Source organism: Mycobacterium ulcerans subsp. shinshuense, assembly GCF_002355775.1.
In the GTDB taxonomy this organism is placed as follows: domain Bacteria; phylum Actinomycetota; class Actinomycetes; order Mycobacteriales; family Mycobacteriaceae; genus Mycobacterium; species Mycobacterium marinum.
Genome location: NZ_AP017624.1, coordinates 4,100,638 through 4,116,168, shown reverse-complemented (window position 1 = coordinate 4,116,168; position 15,531 = coordinate 4,100,638). Strand labels below are relative to the sequence as shown.

Below are 15,531 nucleotides of genomic sequence, written 5' to 3'. Positions count from 1 at the left end.
GCCTGTCCCTAGTTAGACGGAAGGGCGGAGACGTGGATCCGAACGGCAGCGAAGCCGGACCAGAGTCTCATACCGCGGCGACCCATGGCGGGCCTGACCGGCAGCGCCTGGAGAATGTGGTTATCCGTTTCGCCGGGGACTCCGGCGACGGCATGCAGCTGACCGGCGACCGATTCACGTCGGAGGCCGCGCTTTTCGGCAATGACTTGGCGACCCAGCCGAACTACCCCGCCGAGATCCGGGCCCCCGCAGGCACGCTTCCCGGGGTTTCGTCTTTTCAGATTCAGATTGCCGACTACGACATCCTGACCGCCGGTGACCGGCCCGACGTGCTGGTGGCGATGAATCCGGCCGCGCTGAAGGCCAATATCGGCGACCTGCCGCTGGGCGGGATGGTGATCGCCAACTCGGACGAGTTCACCAAGCGCAATCTGACCAAGGTGGGGTACGTAACGAACCCGCTGGAGTCTGACGAGCTCGAGGAATACGTCGTCCACTCCGTCCCGATGACCACGCTGACGCTGGGAGCCGTCGAAGCGATCGGCGCATCGAAGAAGGACGGGCAGCGGGCCAAGAACATGTTCGCGCTGGGCCTGGTGTCCTGGATGTATGGGCGGCCGATACAGACCAGCGAGACGTTCATCAGGGAGAAGTTCGCCCGCAAGCCCGAGATCGCTGAAGCCAATGTGTTGGCCCTGAAGGCGGGCTGGAATTTCGGCGAAACCACCGAGGCTTTCGGCACCACCTACGAAGTACCCCCGGCGAAGCTTCCGCCCGGCGACTACCGGCAGATCTCCGGGAACACCGCGCTGGCTTACGGCATCGTCGCGGCCGGGCAGCTGGCCGACCTCCCCGTGGTGCTGGGCAGCTATCCCATCACGCCGGCGTCGGACATCCTGCACGAGCTGTCCAAGCACAAGAACTTCAACGTGACCACCTTCCAGGCCGAAGATGAGATCGGTGGCATCTGTGCCGCACTTGGCGCCGCTTATGGGGGCGCGTTGGGCGTCACCAGCACATCGGGACCCGGCATTTCACTCAAGTCGGAGGCGCTCGGGCTCGGCGTGATGACCGAGCTGCCGCTGATCGTCATCGATGTGCAGCGGGGAGGGCCGTCGACCGGTCTGCCCACCAAGACCGAGCAGGCTGACCTGCTGCAGGCCCTATACGGCCGCAACGGTGAGTCGCCATTGGCGGTGCTGGCGCCGCGGTCGCCTGCCGACTGCTTTGAGACCGCTCTCGAGGCGGTGCGGATTGCGGTGTCGTATCACACGCCGGTGATCCTGTTGTCCGACGGTGCGATCGCCAACGGATCGGAACCATGGCGCATCCCGAACGTCGCCGATCTGGCGCCGATCAAGCACACCTTCGCCAAGCCCGACGAGCCCTTCCAGCCCTACGCCCGCGACCCGGAAACCCTGGCGCGCCAGTTTGCCGCGCCCGGCACTCCCGGACTGGAACACCGTATCGGCGGACTAGAGACGGCCAATGGAACGGGCGCCATCTCGTATGAGCCGACCAACCACGACCTGATGGTGCGGTTGCGGCAGGCCAAGATCGAGGGGATCAGTGTTCCCGATCTCGAAGTCGACGATCCGACCGGTGATGCCGAGCTGCTGATCATCGGGTGGGGCAGTTCCTACGGGCCCATCGGCGAAGCGTGCCGGCGGGCGAGGCGGCGCGGGACCAAAGTGGCGCATGCTCATCTGCGCTACCTCAACCCCTTCCCGGCGAATCTGGGCGAGGTGTTGCGACGTTACCCGCAGGTGGTGGCTCCGGAAATGAACCTGGGTCAGCTGGCGTTGGTGCTGCGTGGGAAGTATTTGGTCGACGTGCAGTCAATCACCAAGGTCAAGGGTGTCTCATTCCTGGCCGACGAGGTGGGGCGCCTCATCCGGGCCGCGCTGGCCGGCAGACTGGGCGAACTCGAGCAAGACAAGATGATGGTCGCCAAGTTGTCGGCGGCCACGGTTGAAGCGGGAGTAGGCGCATGACCCGTGCCGCGACGACGCAGAGCGAGGCGATGAGGAGGAGCGGCGCTCATGACTAGCGTGATCGGCAATCTGGCTGGCACAAACCTGGGTGTAACGCCTGTTTTGTCCAAGAACACCGGAGTACCCACCACCGACCAGCCACAGAAGGGCAAAGATTTCACCAGCGACCAGGAGGTCCGCTGGTGCCCCGGCTGTGGCGACTACGTCATTCTCAACACCATCCGCAATTTCCTGCCGGAGCTGGGGTTGCGTCGCGAGAACATCGTGTTCATCAGCGGGATCGGCTGCTCTAGCCGCTTCCCGTACTACCTCGAGACCTATGGCTTCCACTCGATCCACGGGCGCGCTCCGGCAATTGCGACCGGTCTTGCGCTGGCCCGCGAAGACCTCTCAGTTTGGGTGGTCACCGGTGACGGCGATGCCCTTTCGATCGGGGGCAACCACCTGATCCACGCGCTGCGGCGCAATGTCAACATCACGATCCTGCTGTTCAATAATCGGATCTACGGGCTGACCAAGGGCCAGTACTCGCCGACGTCGGAGGTCGGCAAAGTGACCAAGTCGACGCCGATGGGTTCGCTGGACACCCCGTTCAACCCGGTGTCATTGGCGTTGGGGGCCGAGGCCACGTTCGTCGGCCGCGCGCTGGACTCCGATCGTGCGGGGCTTTCTGACGTGCTGCGCGCCGCCACCGAGCATCGTGGCGCTGCGTTGGTCGAGATCCTGCAGGATTGCCCGATTTTCAACGACGGCTCCTTCGACGCGCTGCGCAAGGAGGGTTCCGAAGAGCGGGTCATCAACGTCCACCACGGCGAACCAATCCTGTTCGGCGCCAACGGGGAATACTGCGTGGTGCGATCCGGATTCGGCCTCGACGTGGCCAAGATCGCCGACGTCGCCGTCGACGAGATCGTGGTGCATGATGCCCACGCCGATGACGCGGCCTACGCCTTCGCACTGTCGCGGCTGTCCGATCAAAACCTCGAACACACGGTGTTGGGTATCTTCCGAAGCATCAGCAGACCGGCCTACGACGACGCGGCTCGCTCCCAGATCAGTGCCGCTCGGGAGTCGACGCCTTCGGATTCGGCGGCGCTGCAGTCGCTGCTGCGTGGCCGCGACACCTGGACCGTTTCCTGAAATGGCCGGACGCGAGTCGGACGCCGTGTCGTTGGCAGGGGTCGTCCTAGCCGGGGGAGAATCCCGGCGAATGGGACGTGACAAAGCCACACTGGTGCTGCCCGGTGGCAGCACGACAATGGTCGAGCACGTGCTCGGCATTGTCGGGCAACGCTGCGAGCCCGTCTTTGTGATGGCGGCCCAGGGGCAGCCACTACCGCCCCTGCAGGTTCCTGTGCTGCGCGACGAATTGCGCGGGTTGGGACCGCTGCCGGCGACCGGACGTGGCCTGCGTGCGGCCGCGGAGGCCGGCGCTCGGTTTGCCTTTGTGTGTGCCGTCGACATGCCCGGGCTGACGGTGGATCTGATCGATGATCTGGTGCGCAGCGCTATTGAGACCGACGCCGAGGTGGTGCTGCCGTGGGACGGCCGCAGCCACTATCTGGCGGCGATATACCGGACCGATCTCGCCGAGCGGGTCGACGCGCTCGGCGCCGCGGGCGAGCGCAAGATGAGCGCTCTGGCCGACAGTTCGGATACGCAACGGATCGTGATGTCGGACTCTGCGCCGTTGGCCAATGTCAACACTGCCGCGGACCTGCCCGCACCGGTGCGGCCCGGACACTGACCCTTGCCGTATCGGTCGCTGGGTGGCCTGCGTGCACCGGTGGTTATGACTGCTTTTCTAGATTTGTCTCGCTGATTTCATTTCCGTTCGATTTGGAATGGGTCTCCGAATATTTCTCTTCTTTAGTGTTCGTCAATTCGCATCGTTATTTGTCGCGGCCTATCCCGTTATTGGTTTCCCCCCAGGGCTCCGGCGTTGTTGATTAGCAGGCTTGTGAGCTGGGGAATTGTGGATTGAGGAGGTCTAGGCGGCGGTTGGCGGTCAAAGCGGTGATCCGGCAGGCTTCGGCGATGTTGTCGGCGCCGTTGAGGCGGTGCAGATTGATCGCGGTGTTGCGTAGCGTTGCTAGGACCTGTGCGCCGTTTCCGGTATGTGCCCTTTGACGGTCTTCGTCGAAGGTGACGTCGCGTATCCAGTGCAGGCTGTTCTCGATTCCCCAGTGTTGACGCATCCAGGTCATGATCGCGGTAGGGCGGGCGTGCTCGAACGGCAGGCTGCAGATGGCATAGACCACCTCCACGCTGCGCTGGTCGGTGGCGGTGATCAAGCGTTCACGAGTGATCCGGATGATTTGTTTTGCGTAGGGGAAGCCGATTCCTCGTGCAGCGGTGATGATTTGCAGGGTGCGGGTCTCGACACGGCCGTGGCCGCGGGAGTCGTCGGTAGCGGCTGCGGGCACCTCGGCCCAGGGCAGCGCGGTGATACGCGCAAGTATTTTGGCTTGGTTGGACTTGACGATCATCAGGTAGTGCGACTTCAAGGTGGCGCAGATCAACTTCGCGGTGACGACCTGGGTATGCATCGCATCCACGGTGACCAGCCACCGCAAGCTACCCGGCAGCAGCGTGAGCAGGGGTGGCCAGAACCGCGATCGTCAACAAAGCCATCAGCGAATACCTCCGACCGCGTGGGTCCCTCGGGTCTGGCACCGAGGCCAACACATCGAGAAACTCCGATCCGATGAGCTCGCTGCGCTCACCAGGACTCCAGCGGTCGAACACCTCTGGAACCGACGACACAGGCAATACTGAAACGGTAGGCACGGGCAACTCCAGACCAACGACGAACAGTAACCAACTCGATCGTTCTCCAGATAGCCCGTGCCTACACTCCGGCCCCAATAGCGCGGCACCAAAGATCATCAACCCAGCTCACAAGCCTGCTAATCAACAACGCCGGAGCCCTGGGCTGCACCGTGGGATGAAACATGATGGTGCCCGGTATTACGTCAACGCCCACCTGCTGCAGTGCGTTGATCGTGTCGGCGGCATCTTGTCCGCGATTGATGATCTGTTTGCGGTACGCGCGGAGTTGATCATAAGAACCGGTTTCCAAGCCGACGAAAACCCGGCGCAAACCCAGGGCTCCGGCGTTGTTGATTAGCAGGCTTGTGAGCTGGGGAATTGTGGATTGAGGAGGTGTAGGCGGCGGTTGGCGGTCAAAGCGGTGATCCGGCAGGCTTCGGCGATGTTGTCGGCGCCGTTGAGGCGGTGCAGATTGATCGCGGTGTTGCGTAGCGTTGCTAGGACCTGTGCGCCGTTTCCGGTATGTGCCCTTTGACGGTCTTCGTCGAAGGTGACGTCGCGTATCCAGTGCAGGCTGTTCTCGATTCCCCAGTGTTGACGCATCCAGGTCATGATCGCGGTAGGGCGGGCGTGCTCGAACGGCAGGCTGCAGATGGCATAGACCACCTCCACGCTGCGCTGGTCGGTGGCGGTGATCAAGCGTTCACGAGTGATCCGGATGATTTGTTTTGCGTAGGGGAAGCCGATTCCTCGTGCAGCGGTGATGATTTGCAGGGTGCGGGTCTCGACACGGCCGTGGCCGCGGGAGTCGTCGGTAGCGGCTGCGGGCACCTCGGCCCAGGGCAGCGCGGTGATACGCGCAAGTATTTTGGCTTGGTTGGACTTGACGATCATCAGGTAGTGCGACTTCAAGGTGGCGCAGATCAACTTCGCGGTGACGACCTGGGTATGCATCGCATCCACGGTGACCAGCCACCGCAAGCTACCCGGCAGCAGCGTGAGCAGGGCACGTACACAGGGAATTTCATTGCTTTTCTCGGCGACAGCGAGTTGACCGAGCACCAATCGGGCACGGTGGGCGAACACCGACACGAGATGCGTGGCTGTCGCTTTGGCGCGTAAAGCACCACGCAGCATCTTGCCGTCCAACGCGATCGGCACCAATCCGCTGGGGTCGTTGCTGGCCACGTGTGCAGTGAAGTAACTGCCCATCCTGGCGTTGAGGTCGGCGGGGTCTAGCCGAGACAAAACAGCGCGGAAGGTATTCTCACTGGGCCGCCGGAACCGGACCCCTAATTGGGCCAACACATCATCGGGAGCGGTGGCCGCCCATGTGGCAAAACCAGCATAGCCGCGCATCCCCGCGGCAGTGGCCAGAACCGCGATCGCCAACAAAGCCATCAGCGAATACCTCCGACCGCGTGGGTCCCTCGGGTCTGGCACCGAGGCCAACACATCGAGAAACTCCGATCCGATGAGCTCGCTGCGCTCACCAGGACTCCAGCGGTCGAACACCTCTGGAACCGACGACACAGGCAATACTGAAACGGTAGGCACGGGCAACTCCAGACCAACGACGAACAGTAACCAACTCGATCGTTCTCCAGATAGCCCGTGCCTACACTCCGGCCCCAATAGCGCGGCACCAAAGATCATCAACCCAGCTCACAAGCCTGCTAATCAACAACGCCGGAGCCCTGCCTCTGGAACCGACGACACAGGCAATACTGAAACGGTAGGCACGGGCAACTCCAGACCAACGACGAACAGTAACCAACTCGATCGTTCTCCAGATAGCCCGTGCCTACACTCCGGCCCCAATAGCGCGGCACCAAAGATCATCAACCCAGCTCACAAGCCTGCTAATCAACAACGCCGGAGCCCTGCGTATAGCCGCCGGTGCGGTCGGGCAAGGCCCGCCGGGCAGATCAGGGCCTCCGCTGTCGTGCCGAAACGAGACGGCACGTCTCAAAGCAGCAATTCCTAACTGGACATCGCAACCAACCCACGTCTCGTGGGCTGGCTGGCTTTGGCGCGCGCACCGCGAAAGGAACAATCTTGAAGAACGTCCGCAAGACGCTCATCGTCGCGGCGATCACAGGGACGCTCGTGACTGTGCCCACCGCCGCCACCGCCAACGCCGACGACGGCCTGGACCCGAATGCGGTCGGTGCCGACACGACGGGCTTTGACCCCAACGTGCCTGCGGCCCCGGGTGCCTTTGAGCCGCCCGCCCCGCAGGACGCACCGCCGGCCCCCGAGCTGGCCGATGCCGACCCGGACCTGCCGCCGCCGGCGCCGGACGCCATGATCGCGCCGGTCGACATGCCGGAGGCCCCCGCTCCGGAGGAGGCACCGCCGGCCCCGCAGGACGCACCGCCGGCGCCCGAGGCCATGATCGCGCCGGTCGACATGCCGGACGGTCCCGCTCCGGACGATGCACCGCCGGCCCCGGACGCCTTCGCGCCGCCGGCCCCTGAGGATGTTCCGCCAGCTCCGGAACCAGTCGCTTTCGAGCCGCCGGCGCCGGACGTTGCCCCGCCGCCCGCTCCCAAGGTCTACACCGTGAACTGGGACGCCATCGCACAGTGCGAATCCGGCGGTAACTGGGGCATCAACACCGGCAACGGCTACTCCGGTGGCCTGCAGTTCACCGCGAGCACCTGGCGGGCCAACGGCGGCGCGGGATCGGCCGCCGGTGCGAGCCGTGAAGAGCAGATCCGAGTGGCCGAGAACGTGCTGCGCAGCCAGGGCATCGGCGCGTGGCCGGTCTGCGGCCGACGCGGCTAGCCGACGCCACGCTGGACTTTTGATGAGAGTGTCGGGCCTTCGGGCCCGGCACTCTCACCTTGTTTGGGGTCTTACCGGGTCCAGCCCGGCCCTATCAGGTGTGAATCCGGGCGCCACTGGCCCTCGTCTGCTCACTAACCCCTGACCGCGCGGTAGCGTCGGGTCGGTGAGCGAGACGCCGCGTGAATTCGACATCATCCTCTACGGAGCGACCGGCTTCGTCGGCAAGCTGACCGCGCAATACCTGGCCCGGGCCGGCGGCGACGCGCGAATCGCGCTGGCCGGCCGGTCGACCGACCGATTGTTGGCGGTCCGTCAGACGCTGGGAGAGGCCGCACAGTCCTGGCCCGTGGTCAGCGCCGACGCCGGCGCACCGGCGACACTCAAGGAGATGGCCGCCCGCACCCGGGTGGTCGTCACCACGGTTGGGCCGTACATGCGCTATGGCCTGCCCCTGGTGGCCGCGTGCGCGGCTGCCGGCGCCGACTATGCCGATCTGACCGGCGAGCCGCCGTTCGTGCGCGAAAGCATCGACCTGTATCACAAACACGCCGCCGACACCGGGGCCCGGATTGTGCACGCCTGTGGCTTCGATTCGATTCCATCGGACCTCACCGTGTACGCCCTCTACCGTGCCGTCCGCGACGACGGTGCCGGTGAGCTGGGTCGCACCGACTTCGTCGTCCGTTCGTTCGCCGGCGGGGTATCGGGCGGCACGGTCGCGTCGATGCTGGAAATTTTGCGTGCCGTCTCCGCCGACCCCGATCTGCGTCGCCAGTTCACCGACCCCTACACGCTGAGCACCGACCGCGCCGCCGAGCCGGAACTTGGACCGCAGCCCGATCTGCCCTGGCGTCGTGGTGGACGAATCGCTCCAGAACTGACCGGGCTGTGGACGGCAGGATTCATGATGGCGCCCACCAACACCCGCATCGTGCGGCGCAGCAACGCGCTGCTGGATTGGGCGTACGGCAAGCGGTTCCAGTACACCGAACACATGAGCCTGGGCTCGTCGGCGGTGGCGCCAGTGGCCTCGGCCATGATCAGCGGTGTTGGCAACGCGATGACGGGCTTGGGCAGCCGCTACTTCCGGTTGCTGCCACAACGGTTGGTGGAGCGCATCGCTCCCAAACCCGGCACCGGCCCCAGCGTCGCAACTCGGGAGCGCGGCTACTACCGCATCGAGACCTACACCACGACGACCTCGGGTGACAGGTACGTGGCACGGATGGAGCAGGACGGTGATCCCGGGCACAAAGCGACGTCGGTGTTGCTGGGGGAGTGCGGTCTGGCACTGGCCTTCGATCGTGACCAGCTTTCGGGCCTGCATGGCGTGCTCACCCCGGCGGCCGCGATGGGTGACGCGTTGCTAGCGCGCTTACCGGCCGCGGGTGTCGCGCTGGCTACCGAACGGTTAACTTGAACTGGTCTGCCGCAACGGCTTTCGGTGAAGAGCGCGGCGGTCTAGTGTCGAAAGTGGTCCACAGAAGTTCACAGCGCACCCAATGAGCCGCAAAAGAGGTGGCATCGATGGCCGGTCTCGACGATCTTTACGCTCGGATACCTACCTCGGAAATCGCCAGTCGGCTAGGCGTCGACCAGGGCGAGGTTGACAGCGCGGTTCACGTGCCGGTGCCGGTGCTGGTCAGCGGTCTGCACCAGACTTCGCAAGATCCCGACCATGCCAGCAGGATCGAATCCGCCGCCAACCGTCAGGCGGCCCGGGGCCTGCTCGACGCCGGCGGGGGTCTGGATCACAACCTTGATGCGGCGGACCGGGGCGACGGACATCAGACGATTGCGACACTTTTCGGTGGCAACGACGCCGAGCAAGTCGCATCGGCGTTGGCCAAGGGCGGCGCCGGCAACCGCGATCTGCTCAAGCAGCTGTTGTCGATCGTGCTCCCGATTGTGTTGGCCTACATCGGAAATCAGCTAGGCTCGGGGGAAGGATCGCAGCAGAACTCCGAGTCAGCCTCCCGCGGAGGGCTAGGCGAGGTGCTGGGCAGCATCCTCGGGGGCGGATCCGTTGACAAGTCCCTGGGGAGCATTCTCGGCAGTGTGCTGGGAGGCAAAGGCGGCGCCCTGGGTGACATTCTGGGCGGCCTACTGGGCGGTAAGAAGTAGCGCCAGTCGGCGGCCGGCGTAGGTGCCGTTTCGCTCGACCACCGCGAGCCGATTCAAGATAAGTAACGAGAGGGGTATTGCCAATGTCGGACACACTGACCGAAGGACAGCAGCTGGTGCCGGGGGAGTCACTGGTTTCCAAGAACGGGGCTTACACCCTGACCTTGCAAGACGACGGCAATCTCGTGTTGGCCTCCCGCGGCACCCCGCTGTGGGCGAGCGCCACCAACGGCCAGCAGGTGGTGCGCGCCGAGGTGCAGCGCGACGGCAACTTTGTGGTGTACACGGCGGACAAACCGGTCTGGCACACCGACACCAAAGGCAAGAAGAACGTCCGGCTGGTGCTGCAAGACGATCGCAATCTGGTGCTCTATGCCGCTGACGGACCGGCCTGGTCGACGCATACCGAGACCGACGCCCCGCCGCCGCCCGAGCCCACCGCCGCGGCCGAAGCCACTGCCTCGGATACGGCTCAGCGCGTCGACACCACCCCGGAGGCCGTCGTGGCAGCGGTCGCCGAACCGGCGCCACCGGAGCCTGCTGCCGAGCCCGCGCCGCGGACCTACACCGTGGTCTCCGGTGACACCCTGTGGGCCATCGCGGAGCGCTTCTACGGCGACGGCAGCAAGTATCAGGTGATTGCCGAGGCCAGCGGTGTGGCCAATCCCGACTTGATCCACCCCGGCGAGGTGCTCACGATTCCCTGATCGCGGCTAAACGGCGTTCACCTGAGGTTTTGGGTGCCTACAGGCCGCCCGAGCGCGGTTCCTAGAATTGACCGGTGACCGCCAGCGCCGATTCTGCCGCCGACCAGCTGCCCAAGTCGTGGGATCCAGCTGCGATGGAAGGCGACATCTATCAGAAGTGGGCGGATGCCGGCTACTTCGTCGCCGATCCGACCAGCTCGAAACCGCCGTACTCGATTGTGTTGCCGCCGCCCAACGTGACCGGCAGCCTGCACATGGGCCATGCGCTGGAACACACCATGATGGATGCCCTGACCCGCCGCAAGCGGATGCAGGGCTATGAGGTGCTGTGGCAGCCGGGAATGGACCATGCCGGCATCGCGACCCAGACCGTAGTGGAAAAGCAGCTCGCGGCCGACGGTAAGACCAAGGAAGACTTCGGTCGCGAGCTGTTCGTCGACAAGGTCTGGGACTGGAAGCGCGAGTCGGGCGGCGCGATCGGCGGCCAGATGCGCCGGCTCGGTGACGGGGTGGACTGGAGCCATGACCGGTTCACCATGGACGAGGGCCTGTCGCGGGCGGTGCGAACGATCTTCAAGCGGCTCTACGATGCCGGGCTGATCTATCAGGCCGAGCGGTTGGTCAACTGGTCGCCGGTGCTGCAGACGGCGATATCCGACCTCGAGGTGAACTACCTCGAGGTGGAGGGTGAGCTGGTGTCGTTCCGGTACGGCTCACTAGAGGACTCCCAACCCCACATCGTGGTGGCCACCACCCGGGTCGAAACAATGTTGGGCGATACCGCGATCGCCGTCCACCCGGACGATGAGCGCTACCGCCACCTGGTCGGCACCACCTTGGCGCACCCATTCGTGGACCGGCAGCTGATCATCGTCGCCGATGGGCACGTGGATCCCGAATTCGGCACGGGTGCGGTCAAAGTCACCCCGGCACACGACCCGAACGACTTCGAGATCGGGATGCGCCACCAATTGCCCATGCCTTCGATTCTGGATACCAAGGGCCGGATCGTGGACACCGGAACGCAATTCGACGGCATGGACCGATTCGAAGCCCGGGTCGCGGTGCGTGAGGCGCTCGCGGCCCAGGGGCGCGTCGTCGAGGAGAAACGTCCCTACTTGCACAGCGTCGGGCATTCCGATCGCAGTGGAGAGCCAATCGAGCCACGGCTTTCGTTGCAGTGGTGGGTGCGGGTGGAGTCGCTGGCCAAGGCCGCGGGTGATGCGGTGCGCAATGGGGACACCGTGATCCACCCCGCAAGCCTGGAGCCACGCTGGTTCGCCTGGGTCGACGACATGCACGACTGGTGCATCTCGAGACAATTGTGGTGGGGTCACCGCATTCCGATTTGGTACGGCCCCGACGGGGAGAAGGTGTGCGTCGGTCCGGACGAGACGCCGCCGCAGGGGTGGGAACAGGACTCCGATGTCCTGGACACCTGGTTCTCCTCGGCGCTGTGGCCGTTTTCCACACTGGGCTGGCCCGAACTGACTCCAGAGCTGGAAAAGTTCTATCCCACAAGTGTTTTGGTCACCGGATATGACATCTTGTTCTTCTGGGTGGCCAGGATGATGATGTTCGGCACCTTCGTCGGCGGAGACGAGGTGATCACCCTGGACGGCCGCCGTGGCGCCCAGGTGCCGTTCACCGACGTTTTTCTGCATGGCCTGATCCGCGACGAGTTCGGCCGGAAGATGAGTAAGTCCAAAGGCAACGTCATCGACCCACTGGATTGGATCGACACGTTCGGTGCCGACGCATTGCGCTTCACTCTGGCCCGTGGTGCGAGCCCCGGCAGTGACCTGGCAGTGGGCGAGGACGCTGTCCGGGCGTCACGAAACTTCGGTACCAAGTTGTTCAACGCGACCCGTTACGCGCTGCTCAACGGTGCCGCGCTGGCCCCGCTGCCCCCGCTGGGGGAGCTGACCGATGCCGACCGCTGGATCCTGGGGCGGCTCGAAGAGGTTAGGGCCGAAGTTGATTCGGCCTTCGACAGTTACGAATTCAGCCGGGCCTGCGAGGCGCTCTACCACTTCGCGTGGGACGAATTCTGCGACTGGTACGTCGAGCTGGCCAAAACCCAGCTCGCCGAGGGCCTTTCGGCTACCACCGCGGTGCTGGCGGCGGGGCTGGACACACTGTTGCGGTTGTTGCACCCCGGCATCCCGTTCATCACCGAGGCGTTGTGGCAGGCGCTGACCGGGCAGGAATCGCTGGTGATCGCCGACTGGCCGCAGCCCTCCGGAATCACCCTGGATCCGGTTGCCGCGCAGCGGATCAGTGATATGCAGAATCTGGTCACCGAGATCCGGCGTTTCCGCAGTGACCAAGGGCTGGCCGACCGGCAAAAGGTGCCCGCTCGGCTGATCGGTGTCGAGGAATCCGATCTGGGTGCTCAGGTTGCTGCCGTCACCTCACTGGCGTGGCTTACCGCGCCGGGTGAAGGCTTTGCGCCGTCGGTCTCGCTGGAGGTTCGGCTCGGCCCGAGCATGAACCACACGGTTGTTGTCGAGCTCGATACCTCGGGCACCATCGACGTGGCTGCCGAGAGGCGGCGTCTCGAAAAGGACTTGGCCGCAGCCGAAAAGGAATTGGTATCGACCGCGGCCAAATTGGCAAACGCCGATTTCCTGGCCAAGGCGCCCGAGGCCGTCGTCGGCAAGATCCGCGATCGCCAACGTTTGGCGCAGGAGGAAAGCGACCGGATCACGACCAGGTTGGCAGCGCTGCAATGAGTTTCGATCCACCTGACTGGACAGGGTTAGCTCAAGGGAGTGACGCCGAACCGACCCCGGACGAACTCGCGTCTCTGCTGCAGGTCGAGCACCTGCTGGACCAGCGCTGGCCGGAAACCCGCATCGAGCCGAGCCTGACGCGGATCAGTGCGCTGATGGACCTGCTTGGTTCACCACAGCCGAGCTACCCGTCGATCCACATCGGGGGCACCAACGGCAAGACGTCGGTGGCGCGCATGGTTGACGCGCTAATCACCGCGCTGCATCAACGCACCGGCAGGACCACCAGCCCACATCTGCAGTCGGCGGTGGAACGGATATCGATCGATGGAAAGCCGATCACCCCGGCTCAATACGTCCAGACCTACCGCGAGATCGAGCCATTCGTGCAAATGATCGACCAACAGTCGCAGGCCGCAGGCGGGCCGGCAATGAGCAAATTCGAGGTGCTCACCGCGATGGCGTTCGCCGCGTTCGCGGACGCGCCGGTCGATGTCGCGGTGGTCGAGGTCGGTCTGGGAGGGCGGTGGGATGCCACCAACGTGATCAACGCGCCGGTCGCGGTGATCACCCCGATCAGCATTGATCACGTCGACTACCTCGGTGATGACATCGCGTCTATCGCCGGTGAAAAGACCGGCATCATCCACAAAGCCGCCGACGGTTCCCCTGACACGGTCGCTGTCATCGGGCGTCAGCTCCCTGAGGCCATGGAGGTGCTGCTGGCCCAGGCGGTTCGCGCCGACGCCGCCGTCGCGCGAGAGGACTCCGAGTTCGCCGTGCTGGGCCGCCAGGTGGCGGTAGGCGGGCAGCTGCTTCAGTTGCAGGGCCTCGGTGGCGTCTACTCCGACATCTACCTGCCGCTGCACGGTGAACATCAAGCGCATAACGCGGTGGTGGCGCTGGCGGCAGTGGAGGCGTTCTTCGGTGCCGGCGCCCAGCGTCAGCTCGATGTCGACGCGGTGCGTGCTGGTTTCGCCGCGGTCACCAGCCCCGGCAGGTTGGAGCGCCTGCGCAGCTCACCGACGGTCTTTATCGATGCCGCCCACAATCCGGCCGGGGCGGCGGCGCTGGCGCAGTCGCTGGTCGCAGAGTTCGACTTCCGCAGCCTGGTTGGGGTGGTCGCCGTGATGGCAGACAAGGACGTGAATGGCATTCTGGCCGCACTCGAGCCCGCATTCGACTCCATCGTGGTGACCCACAATGGTTCGCCACGGGCGTTGGATGTCGCGTCACTGGCCCTGGCGGCGGAGCAATACTTCGGCCCCGACCGGGTGATCACCGCAGAGAACCTGCGTGATGCCGTCGACGCGGCAACCGCGCTGGTCGATGAATCCGCGATCGACTGGGAAGCGCAGGGGGGCTCACTGTCGGGAACCGGGATCGTCATTACCGGTTCGGTGGTCACTGCCGGGGCCGCCCGCACCTTGTTCGGTCGTGATCCGCAATGACCGGGCAGCCGCAAGAGCCGGCAAATCACGGGGATCCGGCACCACAGTCAGACCCATGGAAGAGTTTCGGCTCGGTGATGGCAGCGACACTTATCCTCGAGGCGATCGTGGTGCTGTTGGCCATCCCGGTGGTGGGTGCGGTCGGCGGCGGGCTGACTCCGGCGTCGCTGGGTTACCTCATTGGGCTTGCCGTGACGCTGGTGTTGCTGGCCGGCGTGCAGCGCAGGCCGTGGGCGATCTGGGCGAACCTGGGCATTCAGCTGGTGCCTATCGCCGGCGTTTTCGTGTATCCGGCCGTCGGGTTTTTGGGTGTGGTGTTCGGCGCGGTATGGGCCATGATGGCGTACTTCCGTGCCGAGGTCAGGCGTCGAGAGCGCCAGGGGCCTCCGCCGTTGCGTTGATCTGACCGGCCTAGGGGCATCCAGGTTTAGGCCGCAGAATCGGGCCATCTACTGTTAGCCCCCGTGACCGAACGGACCCTCGTACTGATCAAGCCAGACGGTGTGCAGCGCCAACTGGTGGGCGAGATCATCAGCCGCATCGAGCGCAAAGGCCTCGCTATCGCGGCGCTAGAGCTCAGGAACGTGACCGAGGAGCTGGCCAGCCAGCACTACGCCGAACATGAGGGCAAGCCGTTCTTCGGCTCGTTGCTGGAGTTCATCACCTCGGCGCCGGTGGTAGCGGCGATCGTGGAGGGACCGCGAGCCATCGCGGCGTTTCGCCAACTCGCCGGTGGTACCGATCCGGTCGAGAAGGCCACGCCGGGCACCATCCGGGGTGACTTCGGCCTGGAAACCCAGTTCAACTTGGTGCACGGCTCGGATTCGGCCGAATCCGCGCAGCGCGAGATCGCACTCTGGTTTCCCAGCGCCTAGCTCCGCGACGCGGGGCTTGCGGGCTGGTTTTGGACCGGGTTGCTCAGGCGAGGGTGACTCGCTCCGGTGGTATGGGATAC

14 protein-coding genes and 1 pseudogene are annotated in these 15,531 nt (G+C 64.8%); 12 read left to right on the top strand and 3 right to left on the bottom strand.

All coding sequences use genetic code 11. From position 1 onward, the window contains the following. Positions 1 to 32: 32 nt before the first annotated feature. From SHTP_RS18395 to mobA, 3 genes are read left to right on the top strand one after another with little or no spacing between them, the layout of a single operon-like run. Positions 33 to 1,994, top strand: a complete 1,962-nt coding sequence (locus tag SHTP_RS18395; protein WP_096371388.1) for a 2-oxoacid:acceptor oxidoreductase subunit alpha — start codon at positions 33 to 35, stop codon at positions 1,992 to 1,994. Between the two features lie 48 nt (positions 1,995 to 2,042). After that, positions 2,043 to 3,134, top strand: a complete 1,092-nt coding sequence (locus tag SHTP_RS18390) for a 2-oxoacid:ferredoxin oxidoreductase subunit beta (protein WP_096371387.1) — start codon at positions 2,043 to 2,045, stop codon at positions 3,132 to 3,134. Position 3,135: 1 nt separating this feature from the next. Then, on the top strand, positions 3,136 to 3,741 hold the full coding sequence (gene mobA / locus SHTP_RS18385; RefSeq protein ID WP_096371386.1) for a molybdenum cofactor guanylyltransferase: 606 nt from the start codon (positions 3,136 to 3,138) through the stop codon (positions 3,739 to 3,741). Between the two features lie 202 nt (positions 3,742 to 3,943). Here the strand turns inward: mobA and SHTP_RS18380 are convergent. Continuing rightward, a pseudogene (locus SHTP_RS18380) lies at positions 3,944 to 4,784 on the bottom strand (ISAs1 family transposase). Between the two features lie 157 nt (positions 4,785 to 4,941). Here SHTP_RS18380 and SHTP_RS28190 point away from each other — a divergent pair. Then, positions 4,942 to 5,124 carry a hypothetical protein gene (locus SHTP_RS28190; protein WP_197706995.1) on the top strand — a complete coding sequence of 61 codons (183 nt, stop codon included), beginning with the start codon at positions 4,942 to 4,944 and terminating at the stop codon, positions 5,122 to 5,124. Here the strand turns inward: SHTP_RS28190 and SHTP_RS27445 are convergent. Both SHTP_RS27445 and SHTP_RS27435 read right to left on the bottom strand, forming a co-directional pair. Then, a complete protein-coding gene (locus tag SHTP_RS27445) occupies positions 5,121 to 6,323 on the bottom strand; it encodes an ISAs1-like element IS2404/ISMul1 family transposase (protein WP_420873024.1) in 1,203 nt (400 codons plus the stop codon). The genes SHTP_RS28190 and SHTP_RS27445 overlap by 4 nt on opposite strands. 123 nt (positions 6,324 to 6,446) lie before the next feature. Next, a complete protein-coding gene (locus SHTP_RS27435; protein WP_157756288.1) occupies positions 6,447 to 6,608 on the bottom strand; it encodes a hypothetical protein in 162 nt (53 codons plus the stop codon). A 465-nt stretch (positions 6,609 to 7,073) separates the two neighbouring features. Here SHTP_RS27435 and SHTP_RS18365 point away from each other — a divergent pair, with 465 nt between their 5' ends. The 8 genes from SHTP_RS18365 to ndk all read left to right on the top strand — a co-directional run bounded on the left by SHTP_RS18365 (position 7,074) and on the right by ndk (position 15,451). Next, complete coding sequence (locus SHTP_RS18365) at positions 7,074 to 7,556, top strand: transglycosylase family protein (protein ID WP_420866674.1); 483 nt, start codon at positions 7,074 to 7,076, stop codon at positions 7,554 to 7,556. 166 nt (positions 7,557 to 7,722) lie between these two features. Beyond that, positions 7,723 to 8,979 (top strand): saccharopine dehydrogenase family protein, encoded by a 1,257-nt coding sequence (locus tag SHTP_RS18360; RefSeq protein WP_096371383.1) that lies wholly within the window; start codon positions 7,723 to 7,725, stop codon positions 8,977 to 8,979. Positions 8,980 to 9,086: 107 nt separating this feature from the next. Continuing rightward, a complete protein-coding gene (locus SHTP_RS18355; protein WP_096371382.1) occupies positions 9,087 to 9,683 on the top strand; it encodes a DUF937 domain-containing protein in 597 nt (198 codons plus the stop codon). A gap of 83 nt (positions 9,684 to 9,766) precedes the next feature. Continuing rightward, positions 9,767 to 10,390, top strand: a complete 624-nt coding sequence (locus SHTP_RS18350) for a LysM peptidoglycan-binding domain-containing protein (protein WP_096371381.1) — start codon at positions 9,767 to 9,769, stop codon at positions 10,388 to 10,390. A gap of 74 nt (positions 10,391 to 10,464) precedes the next feature. Continuing rightward, positions 10,465 to 13,125, top strand: a complete 2,661-nt coding sequence (locus SHTP_RS18345) for a valine--tRNA ligase (protein ID WP_096371380.1) — start codon at positions 10,465 to 10,467, stop codon at positions 13,123 to 13,125. Beyond that, positions 13,122 to 14,576, top strand: coding sequence for a bifunctional tetrahydrofolate synthase/dihydrofolate synthase (folC, locus tag SHTP_RS18340; RefSeq protein WP_096371379.1), 1,455 nt, complete (start codon positions 13,122 to 13,124; stop codon positions 14,574 to 14,576). Before SHTP_RS18345 ends, folC begins: the two co-directional genes overlap by 4 nt. Further along, positions 14,573 to 14,977, top strand: a complete 405-nt coding sequence (locus tag SHTP_RS18335) for a DUF4233 domain-containing protein (RefSeq protein WP_096371378.1) — start codon at positions 14,573 to 14,575, stop codon at positions 14,975 to 14,977. The genes folC and SHTP_RS18335 overlap by 4 nt, the downstream gene beginning before the upstream one ends. A gap of 63 nt (positions 14,978 to 15,040) precedes the next feature. Continuing rightward, positions 15,041 to 15,451 (top strand): nucleoside-diphosphate kinase, encoded by a 411-nt coding sequence (gene ndk / locus SHTP_RS18330; RefSeq protein ID WP_012395377.1) that lies wholly within the window; start codon positions 15,041 to 15,043, stop codon positions 15,449 to 15,451. Positions 15,452 to 15,531: the final 80 nt, after the last annotated feature.